General features: G+C 74.5%; 12 protein-coding genes. 7 read left to right on the top strand and 5 right to left on the bottom strand.

Annotation, left to right across the window (positions count from 1 at the left end; all coding sequences use genetic code 11):
* Window positions 1-57 precede the first annotated feature (57 nt).
* The gene (locus DMB38_RS23170; RefSeq protein ID WP_125936782.1) at window positions 58-666 is read left to right on the top strand and encodes a nucleoside triphosphate pyrophosphatase; all 609 of its coding nucleotides are present in this window, start codon (window positions 58-60) and stop codon (window positions 664-666) included.
* A gap of 43 nt (window positions 667-709) precedes the next feature.
* Here the strand turns inward: DMB38_RS23170 and DMB38_RS23165 are convergent, their stop codons facing one another.
* Window positions 710-1141: a hypothetical protein gene (locus tag DMB38_RS23165; RefSeq protein WP_240662426.1), complete on the bottom strand. Its 432-nt coding sequence runs from the start codon at window positions 1139-1141 to the stop codon at window positions 710-712.
* A gap of 408 nt (window positions 1142-1549) precedes the next feature.
* Here DMB38_RS23165 and DMB38_RS23160 point away from each other — a divergent pair, with 408 nt between their 5' ends.
* Window positions 1550-3307: a biotin carboxylase N-terminal domain-containing protein gene (locus DMB38_RS23160; protein ID WP_125936781.1), complete on the top strand. Its 1758-nt coding sequence runs from the start codon at window positions 1550-1552 to the stop codon at window positions 3305-3307.
* Window positions 3308-3369: 62 nt separating this feature from the next.
* On the opposite strand, the gene DMB38_RS23155 is transcribed toward DMB38_RS23160, so the two are convergent.
* Window positions 3370-4800 (bottom strand): MFS transporter, encoded by a 1431-nt coding sequence (locus DMB38_RS23155; protein ID WP_125936780.1) that lies wholly within the window; start codon window positions 4798-4800, stop codon window positions 3370-3372.
* 117 nt (window positions 4801-4917) lie between these two features.
* On the opposite strand from DMB38_RS23155, the gene DMB38_RS23150 reads away from it, so the two are divergent.
* On the top strand, window positions 4918-5496 hold the full coding sequence (locus DMB38_RS23150; RefSeq protein WP_125936779.1) for a TetR/AcrR family transcriptional regulator: 579 nt from the start codon (window positions 4918-4920) through the stop codon (window positions 5494-5496).
* Window positions 5497-5900: 404 nt separating this feature from the next.
* Here the strand turns inward: DMB38_RS23150 and DMB38_RS23145 are convergent, their stop codons facing one another.
* Together DMB38_RS23145 and DMB38_RS23140 are read right to left on the bottom strand one after the other, a co-directional pair.
* The gene (locus DMB38_RS23145) at window positions 5901-6881 is read right to left on the bottom strand and encodes a DeoR family transcriptional regulator (protein ID WP_276314967.1); all 981 of its coding nucleotides are present in this window, start codon (window positions 6879-6881) and stop codon (window positions 5901-5903) included.
* A 173-nt stretch (window positions 6882-7054) separates the two neighbouring features.
* A complete protein-coding gene (locus DMB38_RS23140) occupies window positions 7055-8506 on the bottom strand; it encodes an NAD(P)H-quinone dehydrogenase (RefSeq protein WP_125936778.1) in 1452 nt (483 codons plus the stop codon).
* A gap of 99 nt (window positions 8507-8605) precedes the next feature.
* Between DMB38_RS23140 and DMB38_RS23135 the strand changes: the two genes are divergently transcribed.
* The 3 genes from DMB38_RS23135 to DMB38_RS23125 all read left to right on the top strand — a co-directional run bounded on the left by DMB38_RS23135 (window position 8606) and on the right by DMB38_RS23125 (window position 12631).
* Window positions 8606-9412 (top strand): purine-nucleoside phosphorylase, encoded by an 807-nt coding sequence (locus tag DMB38_RS23135; protein WP_125936777.1) that lies wholly within the window; start codon window positions 8606-8608, stop codon window positions 9410-9412.
* 103 nt (window positions 9413-9515) lie between these two features.
* On the top strand, window positions 9516-11228 hold the full coding sequence (locus tag DMB38_RS23130) for a phospho-sugar mutase (RefSeq protein ID WP_125936776.1): 1713 nt from the start codon (window positions 9516-9518) through the stop codon (window positions 11226-11228).
* 227 nt (window positions 11229-11455) lie between these two features.
* Window positions 11456-12631, top strand: coding sequence for a C40 family peptidase (locus DMB38_RS23125; RefSeq protein ID WP_125936775.1), 1176 nt, complete (start codon window positions 11456-11458; stop codon window positions 12629-12631).
* Between the two features lie 35 nt (window positions 12632-12666).
* On the opposite strand, the gene DMB38_RS23120 is transcribed toward DMB38_RS23125, so the two are convergent.
* Window positions 12667-13350: a PH domain-containing protein gene (locus DMB38_RS23120; protein WP_125936774.1), complete on the bottom strand. Its 684-nt coding sequence runs from the start codon at window positions 13348-13350 to the stop codon at window positions 12667-12669.
* A 129-nt stretch (window positions 13351-13479) separates the two neighbouring features.
* Between DMB38_RS23120 and deoC the strand changes: the two genes are divergently transcribed.
* Window positions 13480-14448, top strand: coding sequence for a deoxyribose-phosphate aldolase (deoC, locus tag DMB38_RS23115; RefSeq protein ID WP_047017708.1), 969 nt, complete (start codon window positions 13480-13482; stop codon window positions 14446-14448).
* Window position 14449: the final 1 nt, after the last annotated feature.

Genomic DNA, 14449 nt, shown 5'->3' with positions numbered 1-14449 from the left:
GTGCACCGGTGCCGGTGCCCGGCGGCGATGTCACCGCCGCCGCCTACGATGACGCCCATGACCCACCACCCCGCCCGCACGCTCGTGCTCGCGTCGCAGTCCCCCGCCCGGCTCGCCCTGCTCCGGCAGGCGGGGCTCGCGCCCGAGGTCGTCGTCAGCGGTGTCGACGAGGACGCCGTCACCGCCGCGACCCCGGCGGAGCTGGCGCTGGTGCTCGCCGAGGCGAAGGCGGGCGCCGTGGCCGCGCGTCCGGAGGCGGCGGGGGCCCTGGTCGTCGGCTGCGACTCGGTGCTGGAGCTGGACGGCAGGGCGCTGGGCAAGCCGGTCGACGCCGAGGACGCCACGGCGCGGTGGAAGGCGATGCGGGGCCGCTCGGGGGTGCTGCAGACGGGGCACTGCGTGATCGACACGGCGTCGGGGCGGCGGGCGAGCGCGACCGCGGGGACGGTGGTGCGGTTCGGCGAGCCGAGCGACGCGGAGATCGCGGCGTACGTGGCGACGGGCGAACCGCTCCACGTGGCCGGGGCGTTCACCATCGACGGCCGCTCGTCGGCGTTCATCGACGGCATCGACGGCGACCACGGGAACGTCGTGGGGATCTCGCTGCCGCTGCTGCGCCGCCTGCTCGCGGAGGTGGGAGTGCAGATCACGGACCTGTGGGCGTAGGGCGCCTTCAGGACCCGGCGGGTGCCCGTGGATACGAGGCGGCTCAGGCCGCCGGCGCCGGCTCCGCGCCGCCCTCCGGCCGCCGTACGGGGACGTCCTCGGCGGTCAACGTCAGCACGATCAGCCCGAAGAGCACCATCAGCCCCGCGAACGCCGCCCAGCCCACGAGCCCCACGGCCACCGCCGCCAGCACCGCGTGCAGCACCGCGCAGCTCACCAGCAGGATCCGTCCGGCGCGCCCGGGGGCCCGGTCCCGTATCGCGATGCGCGACGCGACCGCGCCACAGCAGAGCAGATAGAGCCCGATGACGACGCCCGCCGCGCGCGTGGAGGCGGACATGAGACCGGAGTCGAGGCCGGCGAGGGACATGTCCTGGCGGTCGACGACCGAACCCAGGACGAAGTGCACGACGGCCAGCGCGACCGCCTCGGCGAGCAGCGCGGCGCCCGCCACCGCGGCGACGGTTCTGCGCATGGCGCCACCCCCTGAGCCAGGTCCGTTCGGCCCTTTCACGCTACTGATGGGTAGTCCGGGGCGGCAAGGGTCCGCGCACGATGGACACGCGAGGGACACGCGACGGGCACACGACAGGCTTGCGCCATGGATCCGACCGGACGGGCGACCCGAAAAGATTCCGTCTCGCCTTCGTATGGTTCCCACAAAAAGATGCGCCGTCCATCTGCTCAATGTGCGCGAGACCTTGGCCACACGCCGGTTTCGCGCGCACGGCCCGGGATGCGGCGTACCTTGGGAACTCAGGGCTACGCGCCCGAGTGCGGCGGCGCGGATCACCCTCTGTGTGGGAAAGCTCACCTCCGGGATCCCGCAGCGGAGAGGTGTCGCCATTACCTAAAATCTCGGTGTTCCGAGAAGGGAGCCAACGTGCGCAAGGTGCTCATCGCCAACCGCGGCGAAATCGCCGTCCGGGTCGCCCGCGCCTGCCGGGACGCCGGTATCGCCAGCGTGGCCGTCTACGCCGCGCCGGACCGGGATGCACTCCACGTCCGCGTGGCCGACGAGGCATTCGCGCTCGGCGGTGACACCCCGGCCACGAGCTACCTCGACATCGGCAAGGTCCTCCGGGCCGCCGAGGACTCCGGCGCGGACGCCGTCCACCCGGGGTACGGGTTCCTGTCGGAGAACGCCGAGTTCGCCCAGGCCGTCCTCGACGCGGGGCTGACGTGGATCGGCCCGCCGCCGCAGGCGATCCGCGACCTCGGCGACAAGGTGTCCGCCCGGCACATCGCCCAGCGCGCCGGTGCGCCGCTGGTGGCCGGGACGAAGGACCCGGTCGCGGGCGTCGAGGAGGTCACGGCCTTCGCGGAGGAGCACGGGCTGCCGATCGCCATCAAGGCCGCCTTCGGCGGCGGCGGTCGCGGGCTGAAGGTCGCCCGCACCCTCGAAGAGGTGCCCGAGCTGTACGAGTCGGCGGTGCGCGAGGCCATCGCCGCGTTCGGCCGCGGCGAGTGCTTCGTCGAGCGCTATCTCGACCGCCCGCGGCACGTGGAGACGCAGTGCCTCGCGGACAAGCACGGGAACGTGGTCGTGGTCTCCACCCGGGACTGCTCGCTGCAGCGCCGCCACCAGAAGCTGGTGGAGGAGGCGCCGGCGCCGTTCCTGTCGCCGAAGCAGAACGCCGAGCTGTACCGGGCGTCGAAGGCGATCCTCCGGGAGGCGCGCTACGAGGGCGCGGGCACCTGCGAGTTCCTCGTCGGCCAGGACGGCACGATCTCCTTCCTGGAGGTCAACACCCGGCTCCAGGTGGAGCACCCGGTGACCGAGGAGGTCTCGGGCATCGACCTGGTGCGGGAGATGTTCCGTATCGCCGACGGCGAGGAACTGGGGTACGACGACCCGCCGGTGCGCGGTCACTCCTTCGAGTTCCGTATCAACGGCGAGGACCCGGGGCGCAACTTCCTGCCCGCGCCCGGCACCGTGACGGCCTTCGAGCCGCCGGCCGGGCCCGGCGTGCGGCTGGACGCGGGCGTGGAGGCCGGCAGCGTGATCGGCCCGGCGTGGGACTCGCTGCTGGCCAAGCTCATCGTCACGGGCGCGACCCGGCAGCAGGCGCTGCAGCGCGCGGCGCGCGCGCTGGACGAGTTCACGGTCTCCGGGATGGCGACGGCGCTGCCGTTCCACCGCGCGGTGGTACGGGATCCGGCGTTCGCGCCGGCCTCGGCGATCGAGCCGTTCAGCGTCCACACCCGGTGGATCGAGACGGAGTTCGCGGGCGGCATCCCCCCGTTCGCCGGCGGCGCGGACGCCGAGGAGGCGGAGGAGAGCCGCGAGACGCTGGTCGTCGAGGTCGGCGGCAAGCGGCTGGAGGTGTCGCTGCCGTCGTCGCTCGGCGCGGTCGCCTCGGCGGCGGCCGGGCGGTCGAAGCCGAAGCGGCGGGCGGCGAAGAAGTCCGGCTCCGCGGTCTCGGGCGACGCGCTGGCCTCGCCCATGCAGGGCACGATCGTGAAGGTGGCGGTCGAGGAGGGGCAGCAGGTCGCGGAGGGCGATCTGGTGATCGTGCTGGAGGCGATGAAGATGGAGCAGCCCATCAACGCCCATCGCGCGGGCACGGTCAAGGACCTCGCGGCGGAGATGGGCGCGACGCTCACGTCCGGCGCCGTCATCTGCGAGATCAAGGACTGACGCGCATCCGACGCCGCTGACGCGGTCGGGGGCGGGCCCGCGGGCCCGCCCCCGACGCGTTTTCACGGCGTACGGGTCGTGTTCCTGGCCCCCGCCATCAGCAGCAGCGCGACCGCGGAGAACGCCGCCGCGGCGGTGAACGCGGCGCCCGTGCCGTCGAAGAACGTGTGCCCGCCGGAGTGCCGCAGGCCCAGGTCGAAGACGGAGACCAGGACGGACAGGCCCAGACTGCCGCCGACGTACTGCATCGTCTGCAGCAGCCCGGAGGCGGAGCCCGCGTCCTCGGGCTCGACGCCGCTGAGGATGAGGGTGGTGAGCTGCATCATCGTCAGCCCGACCCCGACGCCCATGAGCAGCATCGGGCCCAGCAGCCCGTCGGCGTAGCCGGAGGAGGCGTCGAGGCGGGTGAGCCAGAGGATGCCGGCGGTGTTGAGGGTGAGCCCCGCCAGCGCGGTGCGCTTCGGCCCGAACCTGGCCTGGGCGCGCGGCGCGAACCGCGAGGCGGCGAAGAGCGGCAGGGTGAGCGCGAGGAACGCCAGGCCGGCGCGGAACGGGCTGTAGTCGAGGAACCGCTGCAGGTACTGGGTGGTGAAGTAGAAGACGCCGAACATCCCGGCGGGGACCATCAGCATCGTCCCGTACGAGACCGAGCGGTTGCGGTCGGCGAAGAGCGACAGGACCACCAGCGGGCGGCGGACGCGGAGTTCGACGGCGAGGAAGGTGCCGAGGAGCGCGGCGGCGGCGGCGAAGGCGCCGAGGGCGAGGCTGTCGCTCCAGCCCTGCTCGGCGGTGCGGATGAAGGCGTAGACGAGCGAGGTCATGCCCAGGGTGCCGAGCAGGGCGCCGAGGGCGTCGAACGGGCCGCGCTGGCGCGGGGTTTCTTCGAGGTGGCGGGGGGCGAGCCAGGCGATGGCGAGCCCGACGGGCAGGTTGATCAGGAAGACCCAGTGCCAGGACGCGAGGTCGGTGAGCGCGCCGCCGAGGACCAGGCCGAGCGCGGAGCCGGCGCCGCTGATGGAGGCGAAGACGGCGAGCGCGCGGGCGCGTTGGCGGCCTTCGGGGAAGGTGGTGGCGATGAGGGCGAGGGTGCTGGGGGCGGCGAGGGCGGCGGCGGCGCCCTGGGCGGTACGGGCGAAGAGGAGCAGGCCGCCGCTGGGCGCGAGGCCGGCGAGGAGGGAGGCGGCGGTGAAGGCGAGCACGCCGGTGACGAGCGCGCGGCGGCGGCCCATGCGGTCGCCTATGCGGCTGCCGAGGAGCAGCAGGCCGCCGAAGGCGAGGGTGTAGAGGTTGAGGATCCAGGACATGCGGGTCGGCGAGAAGCCGAGGTCGAGAGCGATGTCGGGGAGTGCGACGTTCACCACCGTGGCGTCGACCAGGAACATGAGCTGGGTGGCGACGATCGCGGTAAGGGCGAGCCCCGGGCGGGCGCCGCGGGCCTTTCGGCCTTGACCGCGGATGCCGTGGCCGGCGGGCGTGCGCAGGGATGTGGACACAGATGTGCCTCCGGCAGAGAATGAAGTGGAGGGTAGCTCCGCTTGACTATACGGAGGCTGCCTCCGTTTTCGCAATGGCATTCTGGGCGGCAGCGGGGACGACGAAGGGTGATGCCCATGGGAACGGTGCAGGGCCGGCCGATGCGCGCGGACGCGCGCCGCAACTACGAGCGGTTGCTCGGCGAGGCCGCGGTGGCCTTCGCGGAGCACGGCGCGGACGCCTCGCTGGAGGAGATCGCGCGCCGCGCGGGCGTCGGCATCGGCACGCTGTACCGGCACTTCCCGGACCGCTTCGCGCTCATGGGCGAGGTGTTCCAGACGCAGGTGGACGAGCTGGACGCGGCGGCGCGGGCCCTGGCGGCGGAGGCCGGGACGCCGATGGGGGCGCTGGCGGCGTGGATGCGGCGGTACGTGGACGTGTCGTCGACGATCCGCGGGGTCGCGGCGACGCTGATGGATGAAGGTCTGATGGTCAACTGCAAGGAGCAGTTGCGGGAGACGGTCGAACTGCTGGCGTCGCGCGCGCGCCGGTCCGGCGAACTGCGGGCGGACGTCGCACCGGACGACCTGCTGCGGCTGACGAGCGCGATCGCGTACGCGGCGGAGAAGGCGTCGGCGAAGAACCCGGAGGACACGGAGATCGCGGACCGCCTCCTGGGCCTGGCCCTGGACGGCCTGCGCACACGGAGCGCCTGACGGCGGGTACGGCGGCCGCGGGCGCGCGGGCGGCGGCGCGGCGCCGGGGGCGCGGCACGTCGCCGACGCCCTGCGGCGCGCGCCCCGGGGCCCGAGAGGAGGGCCACGCGCCATGCGTGGGGCCGCGACGGGCAGGACCGCCGCCGGCGCTCCGCGCCGTGGGGCGCGAGGGCGCGGGGCGCGAGGGCGCCCAGCCCCGCGGGACTCCGCGAGGGCTTCGCCCCGCGGGCCGACCGCGGCGGCGGGCTGCCGGGCCGCAGACCCACGGGCTACCCGTGGGGGCGCCGGGCGGGAGGCGTCGAGCGACCGCCTCCCGACCGGGACCGGGCGGAAGGGCACGCATCGGGGCCTGACGGGCGGCCGTACGGGGCGGTAGGGCGCGGAATGTGGGCCGCCGCCGGAGGCTACCGGCGGCGGGGGGCCAGGTCGGCGACTCTGTTCTGGTCGGGGAGCGGGGCGGCCGGGCGCATGGTGGTGGGGGCGGGCTGGGGCGTGCGGCGCTGGCCCGGGAGGGGCACGCTGTCCTCGGTGCGGCGCCGCTCACCCCCGTGCCGGGGGTGCCGGCGGGGTGCCGGGGGGCCGCTGTCACCGCCCGCGGACTGCTCCGGGCCCGCCACCGCGATCTGCACCCCCTGGTCCGCCAGGGCCTGCAGCTCCGTCGCCGCCCGTTCGTCGCCCGGCGGCGGCTCGTCCGTGACCAGCCGCGTGATCACGTCGGTGGGCACCGTCTGGAACATCGTGTCGGTGCCCAGCTTGGAGTGGTCCGCGAGCACCACGACCTCCGCCGCCGCCTGCACCAGCGCCCGGTCGACGCTCGCCGACAGCATGTTGGACGTCGACAGCCCCCGCTCCGCGGTCAGCCCGCTGCCGGAGAGGAACGCGCGCGAGACGCGCAGCCCCTGGAGGGACTGCTCGGCACCGCTGCCCACCAGCGCGTAGTTGCTGCCGCGCAGCGTGCCGCCGGTCATGACGACTTCGACCCGGTTCGCGTGCGCCAGCGCCTGGGCGACGAGCAGGGAGTTGGTGACGACCGTCAGGCCGGGGATGCGCGCGAGCCGGCGGGCCAGCTCCTGCGTGGTCGTACCGGCACCGACGACGACGGCCTCGCCCTCCTCGACGAATCCGGCGGCCAGATCGGCGATCGCGGTCTTCTCCGCGGTCGCGAGATGTGATTTCTGCGGGAAGCCGGACTCACGGGTGAAACCACCCGGAAGGACCGCACCTCCGTGCCTTCGGTCCAGCAACCCTTCTGCTTCCAGGGCGCGTACGTCTCGGCGTACGGTCACCTCGGAGGTCTGTACGACTCGGGCAAGCTCTCGGAGGGATACGGCCCCATTGGCCCGTACCATTTCCAGGATCAACTGACGACGTTCTGCAGCGAACACGAAACCGACAGTAACGCCAAAGACCGTGTTCTTTCAGCCGCTTGCGTCGATGAGAAGAAAATGCCCCTTGGCGACATCCGAAGGTGGTATAGGCGCCCGGTTCCCCCACGGGCCCGCCCGTGATCCGGGCCGGGTGAGGACCGGGAACGGACCGGGCAGGACCTGGTACGTGCCTAGTCGTCGCCGCCCGGCTTACTGGCCTGGAGCTGCCGCGCGACCTCGGCGATCGACCCCGACAGCGAGGGATAGACGGTAAACGCCTTCGCGATCTGCTCGACGGTCAGATTGTTGTCGACGGCGATCGAGATGGGGTGGATCAGCTCGCTCGCCCGCGGCGCGACCACCACACCCCCTACCACGATCCCGGTGCCGGGGCGGCAGATCAGCTTCACGAATCCGTCGCGCACCCCCTGCATCTTGGCCCGCGGGTTGCGCAGCAGCGGCAGTTTCATCACCCGCGCATCAATGCGCCCCTCATCCACATCCGACTGCTGGTAACCCACCGTGGCAATCTCGGGGTCCGTGAAGACATTCGCGGAGACCGTCTTCAGCCGCAGCGGCGCGACGGTCTCGCCGAGGAAGTGGTACATCGCGATCCGGCCCTGCATCGCCGCCACCGAGGCGAGCGCGAAGATGCCCGTGCAGTCACCCGCCGCGTAGATGCCCGGCGCGCTCGTGCGCGACACCTTGTCGGTCCAGATGTGCCCGGAATCCGTCAGCCGCACCCCGGCCTCCTCCAGGCCGATGCCGCGGGTGTTGGGCACCGCGCCGACCGCCATCAGGCAGTGCGAACCGGTGATCACCCGGCCGTCGTTGAGCGTCACCTCGACCCGGTCGCCGACGCGCTTGGCGCCCTGCGCACGGGAGCGGCTCATCACGTTCATGCCGCGGCGCCGGAAGACGTCCTCCAGCACCGCCGCCGCGTCCGGGTCCTCGCCCGGCAGCACCCGGTCCCGGCTGGAGACAAGCGTGACCCGCGAGCCGAGCGCCTGGTACGCGCCCGCGAACTCCGCGCCGGTGACGCCGGAGCCGACGACGATCAGCTCCGCGGGCAGCTCGTCGAGGTCGTAGACCTGCTTCCAGTTGAGGATCCGCTCGCCGTCGGGCTGCGCGTCGGGCAGCTCGCGCGGGCTGCCGCCGGTGGCGACGAGCACCGCGTCCGCGACCAGCTCCGCGGGCTCCCCCGCGGCCGCCCCGGTCACCCGGACCGTGCGCGAGCCGTCCGGTGCCTGCTGCGGCGAGACGCTCGCCCGGCCCCGTACGACCCGGCCGCCGGCGCGGGTCACGCTCGTGGTGATGTCCTCGGACTGGGCCAGCGCGAGCCGCTTCACCCGGGCGTTGACCTTGCCCAGGTCCACGCCGACGACGCGGGCGGCCTCCTTCTCCGGAGGCGTGTCGTCCGCGACGATGATGCCCAGCTCCTCGTACGAGGAGTCGAACGTCGTCATCACCTCCGCGGTGGCGATCAGCGTCTTCGACGGCACGCAGTCGGTGAGCACCGACGCACCGCCCAGGCCGTCGCTGTCGACGACCGTCACCTCCGCGCCGAGCTGCGCGGCGACGAGCGCCGCCTCGTACCCGCCGGGGCCTCCACCGATGATCACGATCCGAGTCACGTACCCCATTGTCCCCCGCCGCGGCCGGCGGCTCCCGCGCGGGGCTGCGGGCGCCCAGTGGGGGGCCGCTTCTACGCGCGTAGGGGGTGACGGGCTAGGCTCGTCGGCGTGAACGCATCCACTCCGCACGCCGCCCCCGACGCGGCGGCCGCCGCCGACCGCCTCCGCGAGCTCACCGGGGCCGAAACCCACGACGTCGCCCTCGTGATGGGCTCCGGCTGGGTACCGGCGGCGGAAGCGCTGGGCGCGCCCGAGCACGAGCTGCGCGTCACCGAGCTGCCCGGCTTCCCGCTGCCCGCGGTGGAGGGCCACTCCGGGCGGATCCGCTCGTACCGGCTGGGCGACAAACGGGCGCTGGTCTTCCTCGGCCGCACGCACTTCTACGAGGGTCACGGCGTCGCCGCCGTGGCACACGGCGTGCGCACGGCCGCGGCGGCGGGCTGCAAGACGGTGGTGCTCACCAACGGCTGCGGCGGGCTGCGCGAGGGCATGCGGCCCGGGCAGCCGGTGCTGATCGGGGACCACATCAACCTCACCGCGGCCTCGCCGATCGAGGGCGCGCACTTCGTCGACCTGACGGATCTGTACTCGCCGCGGCTGCGGGCGCTCTGCAAGCAGGTGGACCCCAGCCTGGAGGAGGGCGTCTACGCCCAGTTGCCGGGACCGCACTACGAGACGCCGGCCGAGATCGAGATGCTCCGCCGCCTCGGCGCCGACCTGGTGGGCATGTCGACGGTCCTGGAGGCCATCGCCGCCCGCGAGGCGGGCGCCGAGGTGCTGGGGATCTCGCTGGTGACGAATCTGGCGGCGGGCATGACCGGCGAGCCGCTGAGCCACGAGGAGGTCCTTCAGGCGGGGCGCGACTCGGCGGCGCGGATGGGCGGGCTGCTGGCCGAGGTGCTGCGCCGGGTGTGAAGCTGGCGCCGGGCGTGCGGCTTCAGACGGTACGCGCCGGGGCGTACGCCGCGACGGGCCGGGGACGGACGGAGAGGACGACTGTGACGGAGGACGGCAACCGGTGACGACGAATCCGACCGCGGGCGCCGCCGGCGACGCCGCGCTCACCGCCCGTGCCGGGGCCTGGCTCGCCGAGGACCCCGACCCCGACACCCGGGCGGAGCTGGCGGCCCTGCTGCAGGACGGAGACACCGCCGCCCTCGCGGACCGCTTCGCCGGCACGCTGCAGTTCGGCACCGCCGGGCTCCGCGGTGAGCTGGGCGCGGGGCCGATGCGGATGAACCGGGCGGTCGTCATCCGTGCCGCCGCGGGGCTGGCCGCGTACCTGGACGGGCAGGGCGCGGGCGGCGGCCTGGTGGTCGTCGGCTACGACGCCCGGCACAAGAGCCACGCCTTCGCCGAGGACACGGCGGCCGTCATGACCGGCGCCGGCTTCCGGGCCGCGGTCCTGCCCCGCCCGCTGCCGACGCCGGTGCTGGCCTTCGCGATCCGGCACCTCGGCGCGGTCGCCGGGGTCACCGTCACCGCCAGCCACAACCCGCCGCGGGACAACGGCTACAAGGTCTACCTCGGCGGCGGCTCGCAGATCGTCCCGCCCGCCGACGCCGGGATCGCCGAGGCCATCGCCGCGGTGGGCCCGCTCGCGGACGTGCCCCGTCCGGCGGGCGGCTGGGAGGTGCTGGGCGAGGAGGTCGTGGAGGCGTACCTCGACCGGGCCGCCGCGGTCGTCACCCCGGGCGGCCCCCGTGCCGTACGGACCGTGCACACCGCGCTGCACGGCGTCGGCGGCGCCACCCTCGCCGCCGCCTTCACCCGCGCCGGCTTCCCGGCCCCGGTGCCGGTCGCGGCGCAGGCGGAGCCGGACCCGGACTTCCCGACCGTCGCGTTCCCCAATCCGGAGGAGCCGGGGGCGATGGACCTGGCGTTCGCCACGGCCCGCGCGGCGGCGGACGGGGACGTGGACGTGATCATCGCCAACGACCCGGACGCGGACCGCTGCGCGGTGGCGGTACCGGACGCGGCGGCGGAGGGCGGCGCGGGCTGGCGGATGCTGCGCGGCGACGAGGTCGGCGCCCTGCTGGCCACGCACCTCGTCCGGAAGGGGGCCGCGGGGACCTTCGCCGCGTCCATCGTCTCCTCGTCGCTCATGGGCCGGATCGCGCGGGCGGCGGGCCTGCCGTACGAGGAGACGCTGACCGGCTTCAAGTGGCTGGCCCGGGTCGACGGCCTGCGCTACGCCTACGAGGAGGCCCTCGGCTACTGCGTCGACCCGGCGGGCGTCCGCGACAAGGACGGCATCACCGCGGCCCTGCTCGTCGCGGAGCTGACGGCGGAGCTGAAGGCGGCGGGCCGTACGCTCCAGGACCTGCTGGACGACATCGCCGTGGAGCACGGGCTGCACGCCACGGACCAGCTCTCCGTCCGCGTGGACGACCTGGACGTGATCGCGACGGCGATGCGGCGCCTCCGCACGGCCCCGCCCCGGTCGGCGGCGGGCCTGCCGGTGACGCGGGCCGAGGACCTGTCGAAGGGCACCCCGGCCCTGCCCCCGACGGACGGCCTCCGCTACACCCTGGGGGGCGACGAGGCCCGGGGCGTGGCGGCGGCCAGGGTGATCGTCCGCCCGAGCGGCACGGAGCCGAAGCTGAAGTGCTACCTGGAGGCCGTGATCCCGGTCCCGGCCGGGCTCCCCGGCCTCCCGGCGGCACGGGCGACGGCGGCGGCGGTCCTGGCGGACCTGAAAACGGACCTGTCCACGGCGGCGGGCCTCTGACCCCCGGCCGCACGGCGGCGCGCCGCCGCGGCCCGAGCCGAAGTCGCCGGAGTGGTCGCGGGTCTCCCGGGGGCCCGTGCCGGGCGGGGACCGGTGGGGGCGTGGGGCCCGGACGACGTGGGTAGCGGGTCGGGGTGGCGTTTTTCTCTTGGGTACGGGGTGGCTCCGGGGCGGGCAGGTCCCCGGCGCACGCTCGGCCGGTCCGCCCGCGGAAGGAGACCTCCGTCATGGTCGACCCCGTCCGCCGGCGGCGGTCAGGTGCCGTCGTCGCGGCCGCCCTTGCCTCGGCCGTCCTGCTGGCGCAGGCCGCCGTCGCGGACGAGCCCGGCGGCCCCGGTGCCGTCGAGGAGCAGCGCGAGCGGGCCGAGGATGCCGCGCGGCGGGCCGCCGAGGTACGGGACCGGGTGGGCGAGCTGAATCGGCAGGCCGGTGCCGCCGGAGGGCGGGTGAACGAGGCGGAGGCCGCGGTCGACGAGCAGCAGCGGGTTGCCGACCGGCTGCTGGCGCGGGCCGCGCAGGCCACCGCGCGGGTCAACGACGCGCGGCGGACGCTGACCGGGTACGTCACCACCCAGTACCGCACCGGGGCAACCGGCCTGTCGGAGGCCGCCGTTCTGCTGCTCGCCGAGGACCCGCAGCGGTACGCCGACACCCGGCACCTGCTGAGCCGGCTCTCCGCGCGGCAGCAGCACGCGCTGGACCGGTTCACCGCGCGGCAGCAGGAGGCCCGTAAGCGCAGCAAGGCGGCCGGCGCGGCCGTGGACGAGCTGAAGGACCGCGAGGCGTCGCTGCGCGAGCAGGAGAAGGAGTTGCGGGCCAAGCTCGCCGAGGCCCGGCAATTGAAGGCGGAGCTGAACGACCGGGAGCGCGAGGAGTTCGACAAGCTGGAGCGCGCGGAGCGCGCCGAGGCCGAGCGGCGGGCGCGTGAGCACGCCCGGCGGGAGGCCGCCGAGCAGCGCAGGTTGCAGGAGCGGCAGGAGGAGACGCGGCAGGAGCTGGCGGAGGGGACCATCACCGGGGAGGCCACCGCGCCCGCCGGGGACGGGCCCGTATCCGAGGGGGCGGAGGCCGCCATCGCCTTCGCCGAGGCGCAGGTGGGCGAGCCGTACGTGTGGGGCGCCACCGGGCCCGGCACCTGGGACTGCTCAGGGCTCACGCAGGCCGCGTGGCGGGCGGCCGGGGTGGAGATCCCCCGCGTGACGTGGGACCAGGTCACCGCCGGCACCTCCGTGCCCGTGGACGAACTGCGCCCGGGCGACCTGGTCTTCTTCTTCGACGACATCAGCCACGTCGGCCTCTACACCGGCGGCGGCCACATGATCCACGCCCCGCGCCCCGGCGCCTTCGTCCGGTCCGAGTCGATCTACACCATGCCGATCCACAGCGCGATCCGCCCCGGCTAGGCGAGGCGTCACGCGCGAGATGCGCGGCGCGGGGTTCAGCCCACCGCGATGGCGATGATCAGGGCCAGGCCGCCCGCGATGGCGGGGCCCAGGATCTCGTACGCCCAGCGCACCGTGACGGGCCCCTGCGCGCCCTCGCGGTCGGCGTACGTGTGCGCCAGCTCGCGCAGCTCGCGGATCGACTTGTCCGCCGTCGGCGTCAGGTCGCCGTCCGAGGGGTCCAGGTCCGCGGCGCCCGTGCCGCCGGGGCGGCGCATCGCCGGGTCCGACAGCGCCGGGCGGCTGGACGGGCTGAAGAGCCCGCCGCCGCCGGCCGCGCGGTCCCGGCGGCGGTTGGCCTTCTTGCGGGCGCGCAGCGAGACGGGGATGGCCCACATCTGGTACTTGGCGTCCTCGGTGACGACCTCGCTGGAGTAGCCCGCCCTGATCTCCTCGACCCGGGCCCACGGCACCACGATCGTGCGGAACGGATTACGCACCCGCAGCCGCTCCTCGCCCGCGTACACCACGGGGCGCAGCGTCAGCGACACCACCATCGGCACCCCGGCGACCAGCGCGGCCACCGCGATCGCCCGCGCCTGCCCGCTGCCGCGGACCAGCGCGTCCACGCCGAGCCAGCCGCCGAGGACGAGCAGCAGCACGCCGGCGGCGATGCCGGAGACGGAGCGATAGGCGCGGTCGGCGTATTTCGGCCGGGTGTCCGGGGTGTCCTTGCTCATGCCGCCGATTGTGCCCGACGGCTCCGGAATCCGGACATCGCGCCGGGATTGCGGTCCCGCATCGATCCGCCGGGACCGCGGTGCCCACTCCCGGGACGCTACGCGGGTAGATATGCTCGGGTGGTGACCATGCCCCGCATACCCACCGCAGCCGCGGGCCCGCCGGCGTCCCTCGCGGACGTGACGGCCTCCGACGGCGCGCTCCGCCGCTTCCTGCACGGTCTGCCAGGCGTCGACCCGGTCGGCCTGGAGGCCCGCGCCGCCGCCCTGGGCACCCGCTCCATCAAGACCACCGCCAAGGCGTACGCCCTGGACCTGGCCGTCTCGATGATCGACCTGACCACGCTGGAGGGCTCCGACACCCCCGGCAAGGTGCGCGCCCTGTGCGCCAAGGCCCGTACCCCCGACCCCACGGACCGGACGACGCCCGAGGTCGCGGCCGTCTGCGTCTACCCGGACCTGGCCGCCGTCGCCGCCGAGGCGCTGGAAGGCTCCGGCGTCAAGGTCGCCTCGGTGGCCACCGCCTTCCCCTCCGGGCGGGCGGCGCTGGAGGTGAAGCTCGCCGACACCCGGGCGGCGCTGGCCGCGGGCGCCGACGAGATCGACATGGTCATCGACCGCGGCGCGTTCCTCGCCGGCCGCTATCTGGAGGTCTACGAGCAGATCCGCGCGGTGCGGCAGGCCGCCGCCGGCGCCCGGCTGAAGGTGATCTTCGAGACCGGCGAGCTGTCCACGTACGACAACATCCGCCGGGCGAGCTGGCTCGGCATGCTGGCGGGCGCCGACTTCATCAAGACCTCGACCGGCAAGGTCGGCGTGAACGCCACCCCCGCCAACACCCTGGTCCTGCTCGAAGCCGTCCGGGACTACCGCGCGGCCACCGGCGTGCAGGTCGGCGTGAAGCCCGCGGGCGGCATCCGCACGGCCAAGGACGCGGTGAAGTTCCTCGTGCTGGTGAACGAGACCGCAGGGGACGACTGGCTGGACAACCGCTGGTTCCGCTTCGGCGCCTCCAGCCTTCTCAACGACCTGCTCATGCAGCGGCAGAAGCTGCGCACCGGCCGCTACTCCGGCCCCGACTACGTGACCGTGGACTAGA

The organism is Streptomyces sp. WAC 06738, from assembly GCF_003945505.1.
Lineage (GTDB): Bacteria > Actinomycetota > Actinomycetes > Streptomycetales > Streptomycetaceae > Streptomyces.
Note: the sequence above shows the minus strand (reverse complement) of the source record. Positions and strands in the feature narration are given on the sequence as shown.

Bases quoted from the DNA above. Each gene is read 5' to 3' on its own strand.
- DMB38_RS23125 (WP_125936775.1), top strand. From the start codon at position 11,456: ATGGTCGACCCCGTCCGCCGGCGGCGGTCAGGTGCCGTCGTCGCGGCC.
- DMB38_RS23170 (WP_125936782.1), top strand. From the start codon at position 58: ATGACCCACCACCCCGCCCGCACGCTCGTGCTCGCGTCGCAGTCCCCC.
- DMB38_RS23120 (WP_125936774.1), bottom strand. From the start codon at position 13,350: ATGAGCAAGGACACCCCGGACACCCGGCCGAAATACGCCGACCGCGCC.
- deoC (WP_047017708.1), top strand. From the start codon at position 13,480: ATGCCCCGCATACCCACCGCAGCCGCGGGCCCGCCGGCGTCCCTCGCG.
- DMB38_RS23150 (WP_125936779.1), top strand. From the start codon at position 4,918: ATGGGAACGGTGCAGGGCCGGCCGATGCGCGCGGACGCGCGCCGCAAC.
- DMB38_RS23165 (WP_240662426.1), bottom strand. From the start codon at position 1,141: ATGCGCAGAACCGTCGCCGCGGTGGCGGGCGCCGCGCTGCTCGCCGAG.
- DMB38_RS23140 (WP_125936778.1), bottom strand. From the start codon at position 8,506: ATGGGGTACGTGACTCGGATCGTGATCATCGGTGGAGGCCCCGGCGGG.